Source organism: Streptomyces aquilus, from assembly GCF_003955715.1.
Taxonomy (GTDB): domain Bacteria; phylum Actinomycetota; class Actinomycetes; order Streptomycetales; family Streptomycetaceae; genus Streptomyces; species Streptomyces aquilus.
The window spans coordinates 8950770-8963646 of sequence record NZ_CP034463.1 but is presented as its reverse complement, the minus strand read 5'-3'; the positions used below and the strand labels follow the sequence as shown (position 1 = coordinate 8963646).

Genomic DNA, 12877 nt, shown 5'->3' with positions numbered 1-12877 from the left:
CTGAAAGTCATGGCTACCCATCACGAAGCCGCCGCCCTGCTGGCCCGCTCCCATCGCCTGGGCTCCGACCCCCGCAACACCAACTACGCCGGTGGCAACGCGTCGGCGAAAGGTATCGACAGTGACCCCGTCACCGGGGGTGATGTGGAGCTGATGTGGGTCAAGGGGTCCGGTGGGGATCTCGGGACGCTCACCGAGGCGGGGCTTGCCGTGTTGCGGCTGGACCGGCTGCGGGCCCTCGTCGACGTCTACCCGGGTGTCGAGCGCGAGGACGAGATGGTCGCCGCGTTCGACTACTGCCTGCACGGCAAGGGCGGAGCCGCCCCCTCCATCGACACCGCCATGCACGGGCTCGTCGACGCCGCCCATGTCGATCATCTGCACCCGGACTCCGGGATCGCGCTCGCCTGTGCCGCCGACGGCGAGAAGCTGACCGCGGAGTGTTTCGGCGACACCGTGGCCTGGGTGCCGTGGCGGCGGCCCGGGTTCCAGCTGGGGCTGGACATCGCCGCGATCAAGGAGGCCAACCCGCGGGCGATCGGTGTCGTCCTGGGCGGACACGGGATCACGGCGTGGGGTGCGACCGCCGAGGAGTGCGAGCGCAACTCGCTGCACATCATCCGTACCGCCGAGAAGTTCCTGGAGGAGCGCGGCAAGGCCGAGCCCTTCGGGCCGGTGATCGAGGGGTACGAGGCGCTGGGCGAGCGGGAGCGGCGGGAGCGGGCCGCCGCGCTCGCTCCCCATGTACGGGCCATCGCCTCGCAGGACCGGCCCCAGGTCGGGCACTTCAACGACTCGGACGTGGTGCTGGAGTTCCTGTCCCGTGCCGAGCACCCGCGGCTCGCCGCGCTGGGCACCTCCTGCCCGGACCACTTCCTGCGCACCAAGGTGGCCCCGCTCGTCCTCGACCTGCCGCCGGCCGCCCCGCTGGAGGAGGCGATCGCGCGGCTGAAGGAACTGCACGCCGCCTACCGCGAGGAGTACGCCGCCTACTACCAGCGGCACGCCCTGCCCGACTCCCCCGCGATGCGCGGTGCGGACCCGGCGATCGTGCTGATCCCCGGTGTGGGCATGTTCTCCTTCGGCAAGGACAAGCAGACCGCCCGGGTGGCCGGCGAGTTCTACGTCAACGCCATCAACGTGATGCGGGGCGCGGAGGCCGTGTCGTCGTACGCCCCGATCGAGGAGTCCGAGAAGTTCCGGATCGAGTACTGGGCACTGGAGGAGGCCAAGCTTCAGCGGATGCCGAAGCCGAAGCCGCTGGCCACCCGGGTGGCGCTGGTGACGGGTGCGGGCAGCGGGATCGGCAAGGCGATCGCGCGGCGGCTGGTCGCCGAGGGTGCGTGTGTCGTGGTCGCCGATCTCAACGGTGACAACGCGGCCGCGGTCGCGGAGGAGCTGGGCGGGCCGGACAAGGCCGTCGCCGTGACCGTCGACGTGACCTCCGAGGAGCAGATCGCCGAGGCCTTCAAAGCTGCCGCGCTCGGCTTCGGCGGGGTGGACCTGGTCGTCAACAACGCCGGCATCTCCATCTCCAAGCCGCTGCTGGAGACGACGAGCAAGGACTGGGACCTCCAGCACGACATCATGGCCCGCGGCTCCTTCCTCGTCTCGCGCGAGGCGGCCCGGGTGATGATCGCGCAGCAACTGGGCGGCGACATCGTCTACATCGCCTCGAAGAACGCCGTGTTCGCCGGGCCCAACAACATCGCCTACTCCGCCACCAAGGCCGACCAGGCCCATCAGGTGCGCCTGCTGGCCGCCGAGTTGGGTGAGCACGGCATCCGCGTCAACGGCGTCAACCCGGACGGCGTGGTGCGCGGTTCCGGGATCTTCGCCGGTGGCTGGGGTGCCCAGCGGGCGGCCGTGTACGGCGTGGAGGAGGAGAAGCTGGGCGAGTTCTACGCGCAGCGGACCATCCTCAAGCGCGAGGTGCTGCCCGAGCACGTCGCCAACGCCGTTTTCGCGCTGACCGGTGGGGAGTTGACCCACACCACCGGTCTGCATGTCCCCGTCGACGCCGGCGTCGCGGCCGCCTTCCTGCGGTGAGCGCGCCCGTGAAGTCGTACTCCGCGGTCGACCTCGGCGCGTCCAGCGGACGTGTCATGGTCGGCCGCGTCGGCCCCGACAGCCTGGAGCTGGCGGAGGCGCACCGGTTCGTGAACCGGCCGGTGCGGGTGCCGGAGGGGCTGCGGTGGGACGTTCTCGCGCTGTACGCCGGGGTGTTGGACGGGCTGAAGGCGGCGGGGCAGGTCGACTCCGTCGGCATCGACAGCTGGGCCGTGGACTACGGCCTGCTGGACGCCGACGGGGCACTGCTCGGCAACCCGGTGCACTACCGCGACTCCCGCACCGAGGGTGTCGCGGAGAAGGTGTGGGCGACCGTGCCCGCAGCCGATCTCTACGCCGCGACCGGGCTCCAGTACGCGCCCTTCAACACGCTGTACCAGCTCGTCGCCGAGCACGTCACCGGCGCGGAGCGGCTGTTGCTCATCCCCGACCTGCTCACCTACTGGCTGACCGGCGAGCAGGGCACCGAGCTCACCAACGCCTCGACGACCCAGCTCATCGATCCCCGGACGCGCGACTGGTCGTACGACATCGCCTCCCGGCTGGGGATCGACCTCGGGCTGTTCGCGCCGCTGCGGCAGCCCGGTGACCCTGCCGGGGTGCTGCGGCCCGAGGTGCTGGAGGGGACCGGGCTGAGCGGGCCGGTGCCGGTGACCACGGTGGGTTCGCACGACACCGCGTCCGCGGTGGCCGCCGTCCCGGCCGCGGCCGGCGAACGGTTCGCGTACATCTGCACCGGCACCTGGTCGCTGGCGGGGCTCGAACTCGACGCCCCCGTGCTGACGGAGAAGAGCCGGGCCGCCAACTTCACCAACGAGCTGGGGCTCGACGGTACGGTCCGGTATCTGCGCAACATCATGGGGCTGTGGCTGCTCCAGGAGTGCGTACGGGCCTGGGGCGAGCCGGAGTTGGGGGCGCTGCTCCTCGACGCGGCGAAGGCGCCGGCGCTGCGGTCGGTGGTGGACGCCTCCGACCCGGTGTTTCTCGCGCCGGGCCGGATGCCGGAGCGGATCGCCGAGGCGTGCCGTGCCTCGGGGCAGCCGGTGCCTCGGACGCCCGGGGAGACCACGCGCTGCATCCTCGACTCGCTGGCGCTCGCGCACCGCAGGGCGATCGAGGAGGCCCAACGGCTTGCCGACCGTCCCGTCGACGTCGTCCACGTCGTCGGCGGCGGCACCCGCAACGCGCTGCTGTGCCAGCTCACCGCCGACGCCTGCGGGCTGCCGGTGGTGGCGGGCCCGACGGAGGCCGCGGCTCTCGGGAACGTGCTGGTCCAGGCGCGGACGCACGGGCTGGTCGGCGACCTCGCGGACGGGCGGACGCTGCTCACCCGTACCCAGCCGCTGACCCGGTACGAGCCCCAGGGTGACACGGCGCCGTGGCGCGCGGCGGAGGCCCGGCTCGCCACAGGGTGAGCGAGGGTCTCCCCTCGGCCGCGCGTCCGCATTACCCTGCACTCATCCGATGATCGATCACAAGGAGCCGCGATGCGTGTCGCCCTGTTCCTGACCTGCGTCAACGACACGCTCTATCCGGACACCGGGCGCGCCGTGGTGAAACTGCTGACCAGGCTGGGCGTCGAGGTCGACTTCCCGATGGCCCAGACCTGCTGCGGGCAGGCCCACTACAACACCGGATACCGGCATGAGACGGAGCCGATGGCCCGGCATTTCTCCGATGTCTTCGGGGAGTACGAGGCGATCGTGACGCCGTCCGGTTCGTGCGGGGCGATGGTGCGGGAGCTGTATCCGCGGCTGGGTGAGCGGGCGCGGGCGGAGGGGCGCGGGGACGGGCTCGCGACCGCGCTGGCGCCCGTGGTGCCGAAGACCTACGAGCTGACCGAGTTCCTGGTGGACGTGCTGGGGGTGACCGACGTGGGCGCCTGCTACCCGCACAAGGTGACCTACCACCCGACCTGTCACGGACTGCGCGGGCTGGGGCTCGGCGACCGGCCCCGGCGGCTGCTCCAGGCCGTGAAGGGGCTGGAGTTGGTGGAGCTGCCGGGGGCGGAGGAGTGCTGTGGTTTCGGTGGCACCTTCTCCCTGAAGAACGCCGACGTCTCGGCGGCGATGGGCGCGGACAAGGTGCGCAACGCCGAGTCGACCGGCGCCGAGGTGCTGTGCGCGGCCGACAACTCCTGTCTGATGCACATCGGCGGGACGATGGCCCGGCTGAGCACCGAGATGCGGCCGGTGCACATCGCGGAGATCCTGGCGAGCACCGAGGAGGAGCCGGCGGCATGAGCGGCACGTTCGTAGGAATGCCGGCCTTTCCGAAGGCCGCGCACGAAGCCGTCAACAACCCGACCCTGCGCGGCAATCTGCGGCATGCCACGCACACCATCCGCGCCAAGCGCGAGAAGGCCGTCGCCGAGGTCTCCGACTGGGCCGAGCTGCGCGAGGCGGGCAAGCGGATCAAGGACCACACGCTGCGCCATCTCGACGACTACCTCGTCCAGTTGGAGGAGTCGGTGACGGCGGCGGGCGGCATCGTCCACTGGGCGGCCGACGCCGACGAGGCCAACCGGATCGTCACCGAACTGGTCAAGGCCACCGGCGAATCGGAGGTCGTGAAGGTCAAGTCGATGGCCACACAGGAGATCGGGCTCAACGAGGCGCTGGAGGCGGCGGGCATCCACGCCTACGAGACCGATCTCGCCGAACTCATCGTGCAGTTGGGCAAGGACCGGCCCTCGCACATCCTCGTTCCCGCCATCCACCGCAACCGGGGCGAGATCCGGGACATCTTCGCGAAGGAGATGAGCGAGTGGGGGCGCCCGGCCCCCGAGGGCCTGACCGACACGCCCGCCGAACTCGCCGAGGCCGCCCGCCTCCACCTCCGTGAGAAGTTCCTGCGTGCCAAGGTCGGCGTCTCCGGCGCCAACTTCATGGTCGCCGAGACCGGCACCCTGGTGGTCGTGGAGTCCGAGGGCAACGGACGGATGTGCCTGACCCTGCCCGAGACGCTGATCTCGGTGGTCGGCATCGAGAAGATCGTGCCGACCTGGCGGGACCTGGAGGTCTTCCTCCAGACCCTCCCCCGCTCCTCGACCGCCGAGCGCATGAACCCGTACACGTCGACGTGGACCGGCACCACCGACGGCGACGGACCGAAGACCTTCCACCTGGTACTGCTCGACAACGGCCGCACCGACACCCTCGCCGACGAGGTCGGCCGCCAGGCCCTGCGCTGCATCCGCTGCTCGGCCTGTCTGAACGTCTGCCCCGTGTACGAGCGGGCCGGCGGCCACGCCTACGGCTCGGTGTACCCGGGGCCGATCGGCGCCATCCTCAGTCCCCAACTGAGGGGCACGGCAAGCGAGATCGACGCCTCGCTGCCGTACGCGTCGTCGCTGTGCGGTGCCTGCTACGAGGTGTGCCCGGTCGCCATCGACATCCCCGAGGTGCTGGTGCATCTGCGGGAGCGGGTCGTGCAGGGCGGCGAGGTGACCCGCGAGGGCAACAAGGTGGTGCTCAAGCCGGCCAAGGGGCATGCCGCCGAGCGGGCGGCGATGCGGGCGGCCCGCTGGGCGTTCGCGCGTCCCGGCGCGGTGCGCGCGGGCCAGCGTCTCGCCTCCCGCACCCGTCGGCTGCATCCGCGCCGTCTGCCGCTGCCGGGGCCCGGCAAGGCGTGGAGCGAGACACGGGACCTGCCACCTGTTCCCGCGGAGCCGTTCCGTGACTGGTGGCAGCGGACTCAGGGCGGTGCCAAGTGAGCAGCAGGGAACGGATTCTGGGCCGGGTGCGGCGCGCGCTGGCCGACGCCCCGGGCGAGGACACGCCGATCGAGCGCGCGTATCTGCGTGAGCATGGTGATCGCTCCGTCGAGGAGACCACCGATCTCCTCGCCGAGAACCTCGCCGACTACCGTGCGATCGTGCACCGTTGCTCCCCGGACGACCTCGCGGTGACGCTCGCCGGGATGCTGGCCGCGCGCGGCGCGAAGACGGTGCTCGTGCCGCCGGGACTCGACCCGGCGTGGCTCGCGGACGCCGACGCCGAGCAGGTCCCCGACCGGCTGGAGAGCACCCCGCACGAACTGGACCGGATCGACAGCGTGGTCACGGCCTGCGCGGTGGCCGTCGCCGAGACCGGCACGATCGTGCTGGACGGCGGCCCGGACCAGGGCCGCCGCCGGATCACGCTCGTGCCCGACCACCACATCTGTGTCGTCCGGGTCCCGGACCAGGTCGTCGGCTCGGTGCCGCAGGCCCTCGAACGCCTCGACCCGGTCCGCCCGTTGACGTGGATCTCCGGTCCTTCGGCGACCAGCGACATCGAACTGGACCGGGTCGAGGGGGTGCACGGTCCGCGCACCCTGGAGGTGGTGCTGGTCGGCGCTCAGCCCAGCGCTGAGGCCAACTCGTAGCGCCCGGAGGGAAGTCGGTAGGAGGCGGTGCCGTCCGCGAAGTCCAGGAACCGCACACCCCGGACGCGTGCCAGCGGGGTGCGGCCCTCGCGGACGGTGTCCGGGTCGGACGCGGGGATGAGCAGGGTCGCGGTGCTGTTCGCGGGCACCGTGGCCCGGTAGGTCAACTCCCCGCCCCGGACCGACCATTGGCTGACGATCTCGCCGTACGGCGAGAGGTGCGAGCCCTTGACCCGGGTGATCCTGCCGGTCGGGTCGAGATGCGGCCTGAGGAAGAAGTGCCGGAAACCCGGGTGGGCGGGGTCCTTGGCGATCCCGGCCATGCTCTCGTACATCCACTCCATGATCGCGCCGTAGGAGTAGTGGTTGAACGAGTTCATCTCCACCGGCCCGAAGCCGTCCTTCGTCGAGTACGAGTTCCAGCGCTCCCAGACCGTGGTGGCGCCGTTCCTCACCGAGAACAGCCAGGACGGCATCGCGTCCTGGTGCAGCAGCCGGTACGCGAGGTCGGCGCGGCCGGCGTCGGTCAGCACCGGCGCGAGCACGTTCACGCCGAGGAAGCCGACGGAGAGGGTGTTCTCCGGGTAGTTCACCCGGGTGCTGTCGGGGTGGGCGGCCTTGTAGGCGGCGTCGTTGCCGATGTTCTCCGCCAGCATGGTGATCAGTTGGCGGCGCTGGGCCTCGGTGTCGTGGAAGCCGAGTTTGAGGATCCACAGCAGCGCGGTCTGGGTGTTGTCCTCGGTCTTGGTGGGGGTGTCGCCGGGGGTGGGCGGCGGGTCGCCGAGGCTGGAGCGGACGGTGAGGGTGCCGTTCTCGGTGCTCAGGTACTTGGCGATGAAGGCCCGTTTGATGCGGGCGAAGAGCTCGTCGTAGGCGCGGCCCTCGGCGGTGCGGCCGGTGGCGCGGGCCATGTCGGCCATGAGGCGGGCGCTGTAGCCGTAGTAGACGTCGCTCATCAGCTGGGTGCCGGTGTTCTGGAAGGCCAGCCAGTCGCCGAAGATGGCGCCCTGTCCGGCGTAGGTGTCGCCGGTGCGCCGCTGGATCCAGTCCAGGTACTTGGTCATCGCCGGCCAACTGCGGTCGATGACGGTCGGGTCGCCGGACATCTGCCACACGGTCCACGGCACGACGACTCCGCAGTCCGCCCAACCGCTCGCCGGGACGGGGTGGTTGTAGCGGTTGCCGGGGGCGACCCAGGTGAACTGGGCGCCGTCCTGGCCGTAGATGCGCTGCGAGTCGATGAGACTCTCCTCGAAGTGGCTGAGGAAATTCACCGCGTCGGCGTTGTAGAGGCCCGTGTTGGAGAACAGCTGGGTGTCGCCGGTCCAGCCGAGCCGCTCGTCGCGCTGGGGACAGTCGGTCGGCACCCACAGGTAGTTGCCGCGCTGGCCCCAACGGACGTTGCTGATCAGCTGGTTGACGTCGGCGTCGTCCGTGGTGACCGCGCCGATGTCACGGATGGCGGAGGTGGCGACCCGGCCGGTGAAGCCGGTCAGGGTCACGGTGTCGGTCGTGGTGACGGACACGTAGCGGAAGCCGTAGAAGGTCAGGGAGTCCTGGTGGGTCTCGCCCTCCGGGGCGCCCTTCAGGATGTAGGTGCTGGTGGCCTTGGCCGAGCGGAGGTTGGCGCGGTAGACGGAGCCGACCGGGCCATCGGCACCCGCGCTGTCGTCGTTGAGCATCTCGCCGGGCTTGAAGGCGACTTGAGCACCCGCAGGGCCGCGCAGCGCGTAGCGGGGGACGCCGACCATGTTCTGGCCGAGGTCGATGACGGCCGTCTCGCCCGGGCGGAGGGTGACGGGCAGGGTGGCGGCCTTGCGGTGCTCGCCGGTGTACACCGTGACCGACTCCGGGGTGCGGTCCCACTCCGGGATCAGCCGGGCGCTCTCGCCCGGGTAGGCCACGAGCCGCGAGTCCGGGAACTCGGCGGCGAAACCGTGCTCCTCCACACCGGCCCAACCGGCCGTGTCGAAGCCGTTCCCGGTCCAGCCGGGCAGTTCCTTGCGGGCGTCGTAGGTCTGCCCGTCGTAGATGTCGTCGGCGCGGTAGGGACCGGTGTCCGTGGCCTTCCAGTCGGCGCCGGGAGCCGTCACCACGGTCTGGGTCGAGCCGTCGGTGTACCGGATCAGCAGCTTGGCCTTGAGGGCGAGCCGGTTGCCGTCCGCCGAGTAGTACGAACTCGCCTCCGAGACCCGGCTGTTGTACCAGCCGTTGCCCAGCACGGCGGCGAGGGTGACCTGCCGCTCCCCCGCGACGAGGGACGTGACGTCGTAGGTCAGGTAGCTGACGCGGGCGTCGTAGTTCGTCCACCCGGGGGTGAGCAGCTCGTGGGTCGATGACGTGCCGTGCGGCACCGCGACCCGGCGGCCGTTGACGTAGGCGTCGTACACGCCGAGCGCGGACACGTACAGGCGGGCCTCGCGCACCCGGCGGCCGGTCAGCTCCGTCTGTCGCCTGAGGAGGGGCGCGCCGGGGCTGTTCGGGGCCTTGCCGGCCATGGTGATCCAGCGGGCGCCGTCCCAGCCGGTGACGCCGTCGGTGCCGAGGAGGCCGGTCTCGAAGTGGGCGGCCGGGGCGCCCGGGAGCGCGCGGCCGGTCTCGTCCCAGACCCGCACGGTCCAGTGGTAGCGGGTCGAAGGGCGCAGCTCGGGTCCCGCGTAGCGCACCGCCACCGAGTCGGCGGACGCGACCCGGCCGCTGTTCCACACGTCCGCGTGGCCGGCGGTGAGGCGGTCGGGGGTGGAGGCCACCAGGATCTGATACGCCGTCTGGCGTCGGCCACGAGTGGCGGAGGCGGTGCGCCAGCCGAATCTCGGCCGGGGGGCGTCCACGCCGAGCGGGTCGGTGCGGTGCTCGACGGTGAGGCCCTCGACGGTGTCGCGGTCCCCGGCCGGTGCCGCCGAGGCCGGTCCCGCACCGGCGGTCCCGCCCGCCATGGCCACCGGTACGGCACCCAGCGCCGTGGTGAGCACCGTCCTGCGGCGCACCGCCCTGCCGTTTGTGCTGTCGTTTGTGCTGTCGACTCCGTCTGTCATGCCGTTGTCCCTTCGGCGTTCGGAGTTGTATCGATTCAGCTCACTCGGCGGTTGAAGTTAGTGGCGGATGGGACGGGTGTCTACCGCCGCAGCGTCGCGAGTTCCTGCCAGATTCCAACAGAACCGCCCAGCTGCGATGCATGGCGTGAAGTCGATTTTTGAAACCGTTCAAAACTGGAATCGCCAATTCACCAACCGGTGGGACCCTGCTGGAGGGCGTGATCGGACGCGCGCCCTTAGCGTGAGGTCATGATCCGGTTCGAGCAGGTCAGCAAGCGGTATCCGGACGGTACGACGGCCGTGGACGACCTCAGCTTCGAGGTGTCCGAAGGGGAACTCGTCACGCTCGTGGGCCCGTCCGGCTGCGGGAAGACGACGACCATGATGATGGTCAACCGGCTGATCGAGCCGACCTCGGGCCGGATCTTCGTCGACGGCGACGACATCTCCACGGTCGACCCGGTACGCCTGCGGCGCCGCATCGGCTACGTGATCCAGCAGGTCGGGCTCTTCCCGCACCGCACGATCCTCGACAACACGGCGACCGTGCCGGCGCTCGTCGGCTGGAAGAGGACGAAGGCGCGGGCGCGCGCCGCCGAACTGCTCGACCTGGTGGGCCTCGACCCCAAGCGGTACGGGCCGCGCTACCCCGACCAGTTGTCCGGCGGCCAGCGGCAACGGGTCGGCGTGGCGCGGGCGTTGGCCGCCGATCCGCCGGTGCTGCTGATGGACGAGCCGTTCGGCGCCGTCGACCCCGTGGTGCGGGAGCAGTTGCAGGACGAGTTCCTGCGGATGCAGGCCGCCGTGCGCAAGACGGTGCTGCTGGTCACGCACGACATCGAGGAGGCGGTGCGGCTGGGCGACCGTATCGCCGTGTACGGGCAGGGCCGCATCGAGCAGTTCGACACGCCCGGGGCGGTGCTGGGGGCGCCGGCGACGCCGTACGTGGCCGAGTTCGTCGGCGCCGACCGTGGGCTGAAGCGGCTGTCGGTCACCGAGATCGAGGCCGCCGACCTGGAGCAGCCGCCGCTGGCCCGCCTGGACGAGCCGACCGGGGAGGCGGCGCGACGGCTCGGGGCGGAGGGGGCGCGCTGGGCCGTCGTGCTCGACGACAGCGGCACCCTGCACGGCTGGGTCGGCGCCGACGACCTCGCGGCGGACGGGACGGTCGGTGACCACGCGCACCGGATGAACGCCTGGGTGCCGGTCGGAGCGCCTCTCAAGCAGGCCTTCGGCGTGATGCTCCAGCACGACGCCGGGTGGGTCGCGGTCCTTGACGGGGCGCGCTTCCTGGGCGTCCTCACCCCGGCGAAGCTGCACGAGGCGCTGCGACGGTCGGTGGACGCGGACGCGCTGGGAGTGGCGCGGGATCAGGTGCGGTTCGATTCGGTGGCGGACGCGTAGGCGGAAGCGGACGGGCCCGGCCGGCACACGCAAGGCAGGCCGACACACGAAAAGCAGGCCGACACACGAAAAGCAGGCCGACATACGAAAGGCAGGGAGTTCATCAACTCCCCGCCACTATCAACCTATAGCGCACTGGGGGGCTTGCCGCAAGGCCCCCCTCATGCCGCAGAATCTCCGGCCTGACCGCCTGGACCAGCGGAAACGGGAGTGTCGAAGTGCGTGTGTTGCTGATGTCGTACGGGTCGCGTGGGGACGTCGAACCGCTTGCGGGGCTGACGGCGGCGCTGCGGGAGCTCGATGTGGAGGTGCGGGCGTGTGTGCCTCCGGACGAGGAGCTCGCGGCGCTGTTGACCGGTGCCGGGGCGGAGGTGGTGTCGTTCGGCTCGTCGGTGCGGGCGCTGGTGACGGGGGCGCGGGGGCCGTCCCCCGATCTCGCGTTCAAGGTCGCGGCCGAGTTGGTCGCCGGTCATTTCGGGGAGGTCGCCAAGGCGGCCGAAGGGTGTGACGCGCTGCTGGCGACCGGCCTGATGCCGGCCGGGGCGCGGTCGGTGGCCGAGCATCTGGGCATCCCCTACGTGCTCGCCTGTTTCCATCCGTGCGGGCTGCCGTCGTCGCGGTACGCGCCGCTGAAGCGGCCGGGCAAGCCGAACCCGCCGGGCGTGACCGACCTCAAGGAGCTGTGGCGCCTGGACGCGGAGCGCGTGAACGCGCTGTACGGCGAGGCCCTGAACACCCACCGGGCCGCCCTCGGGATGCCGCCGGTGGACAACGTCCGCGACCACGTCCTCACCGAGCGGCCGTGGCTGGCGGCCGACCCGGCGCTGGGCCCGTGGCAGGAGATGACGGACCTCGAACTCGTGCCGACCGGCGCGTGGATCCGGCCGGACGACCGGCCGCTGCCGGCCGACCTGGAGGCGTTCCTCGCCGCCGGTGCGCCGCCGGTGTACGTGGGGTTCGGCAGCATGGCCATGCATGCCGCGAGCGATGTCGGACCGGTGGCGATCGAGGCGGTCCGCGCGCAGGGCCGCCGGGTGCTGGTGGGGCGTGGCTGGGCCGAGCTGGCGCTGGTGGACGGCCAGGACGACTGCTTCGCCGTCGGTGACGTCAACCACCAGCTGCTCTTCCCCCGGGTGGCCGTCGTCGTCCATCACGGTGGCGCGGGGACGACCACGACGGCGGCGCGGGCGGGCGCTCCGCAGGTGATCGTGCCGCAGGTCGCCGACCAGCCGCTGTGGGCGGCCCAGGTGGCCGAACTGGGCATCGGCGTGGCGCACGACGGTCCGAAGCCCACTCTGGAGTCCCTGTCGGCCGCGTTGGAGACGGCGCTGTCCCCGGAGACCCGCGAGCGGGCCGAGGCCGTGGCGGGCAGGATGCGCACCGACGGGGCGATGGTCGCGGCGAAGCTGCTGATCGAGGAGATCGGCCGGGAGAGGCCGCCCGTGCCGGCGTGAGGGACGCCGGTACCGGGCCGGTGCGGTCGTCCGTGGTGTCCCGAGGCTGTCGCGAAGGGCCGTTGTCAGTGGGCCGTCCTAGGCTCGGGACATGAGAGCTTCGGGAACGTTCAAGGTCGCGGACTTCACACCGGCCCCGGTGCCGGCGCCGGGCATCGAGACGGCGGTGCCGGTCGGGGTCGCCACGATGGAGAAGACGTACGAGGGTGAGGTCGCGGGGCGCTCGGCGACCCTGTTCACCGCCGCGTACGACCAGGGCACCGGGGTCGGTACGTATGTCGCGATGGAGTCCTTCGAGGGCTCGCTCGGCGGCCGAGCGGGCGCGTTCAACTTCGCCCACTCGGCGACGACCCTGGGCACGGACCGAGAGAGCGAGTTCTTCGTGATCGTCCCGGGCAGCGGCACGGGTGCGCTGGCCGGGATCACCGGTTCGGGCGGCATGGCGATCGACGCGGACGGCACCCACCGGGTGTGGTTCGAGTACGACCTGGACGCTCAACGGACGTCCGACGCCTAGCCCTTGCCCGACCCGATCCCAACGGCCCT

9 protein-coding genes are annotated in these 12877 nt (G+C 71.4%); 8 read left to right on the top strand and 1 reads right to left on the bottom strand.

The window, feature by feature from the left end; genetic code table 11:
- Nucleotides 1-9 precede the first annotated feature (9 nt).
- The 5 genes from EJC51_RS41020 to EJC51_RS41000 all read left to right on the top strand — a co-directional run bounded on the left by EJC51_RS41020 (nucleotide 10) and on the right by EJC51_RS41000 (nucleotide 6438).
- Nucleotides 10-2049 carry a bifunctional aldolase/short-chain dehydrogenase gene (locus EJC51_RS41020; RefSeq protein WP_126275730.1) on the top strand — a complete coding sequence of 680 codons (2040 nt, stop codon included), beginning with the start codon at nucleotides 10-12 and terminating at the stop codon, nucleotides 2047-2049.
- 8 nt (nucleotides 2050-2057) lie between these two features.
- Nucleotides 2058-3485 carry a rhamnulokinase gene (locus EJC51_RS41015; RefSeq protein ID WP_126277324.1) on the top strand — a complete coding sequence of 476 codons (1428 nt, stop codon included), beginning with the start codon at nucleotides 2058-2060 and terminating at the stop codon, nucleotides 3483-3485.
- Between the two features lie 72 nt (nucleotides 3486-3557).
- Nucleotides 3558-4313, top strand: a complete 756-nt coding sequence (locus EJC51_RS41010) for a (Fe-S)-binding protein (protein ID WP_126275729.1) — start codon at nucleotides 3558-3560, stop codon at nucleotides 4311-4313.
- Nucleotides 4310-5785, top strand: coding sequence for a LutB/LldF family L-lactate oxidation iron-sulfur protein (locus EJC51_RS41005; protein WP_126275728.1), 1476 nt, complete (start codon nucleotides 4310-4312; stop codon nucleotides 5783-5785). The genes EJC51_RS41010 and EJC51_RS41005 overlap by 4 nt, the downstream gene beginning before the upstream one ends.
- Nucleotides 5782-6438: a LutC/YkgG family protein gene (locus EJC51_RS41000; RefSeq protein WP_126275727.1), complete on the top strand. Its 657-nt coding sequence runs from the start codon at nucleotides 5782-5784 to the stop codon at nucleotides 6436-6438. Before EJC51_RS41005 ends, EJC51_RS41000 begins: the two co-directional genes overlap by 4 nt.
- On the opposite strand, the gene EJC51_RS40995 is transcribed toward EJC51_RS41000, so the two are convergent.
- Nucleotides 6411-9473 (bottom strand): alpha-L-rhamnosidase, encoded by a 3063-nt coding sequence (locus tag EJC51_RS40995; RefSeq protein ID WP_126275726.1) that lies wholly within the window; start codon nucleotides 9471-9473, stop codon nucleotides 6411-6413. The genes EJC51_RS41000 and EJC51_RS40995 overlap by 28 nt on opposite strands.
- Nucleotides 9474-9722: 249 nt before the next feature.
- Here EJC51_RS40995 and EJC51_RS40990 point away from each other — a divergent pair, with 249 nt between their 5' ends.
- The 3 genes from EJC51_RS40990 to EJC51_RS40980 all read left to right on the top strand — a co-directional run bounded on the left by EJC51_RS40990 (nucleotide 9723) and on the right by EJC51_RS40980 (nucleotide 12848).
- Nucleotides 9723-10877, top strand: coding sequence for an ABC transporter ATP-binding protein (locus EJC51_RS40990; protein WP_126275725.1), 1155 nt, complete (start codon nucleotides 9723-9725; stop codon nucleotides 10875-10877).
- 218 nt (nucleotides 10878-11095) lie between these two features.
- The gene (locus tag EJC51_RS40985) at nucleotides 11096-12331 is read left to right on the top strand and encodes a glycosyltransferase (protein WP_126275724.1); all 1236 of its coding nucleotides are present in this window, start codon (nucleotides 11096-11098) and stop codon (nucleotides 12329-12331) included.
- A 91-nt stretch (nucleotides 12332-12422) separates the two neighbouring features.
- A complete protein-coding gene (locus EJC51_RS40980; protein ID WP_126275723.1) occupies nucleotides 12423-12848 on the top strand; it encodes a DUF3224 domain-containing protein in 426 nt (141 codons plus the stop codon).
- Nucleotides 12849-12877 lie beyond the last annotated feature (29 nt).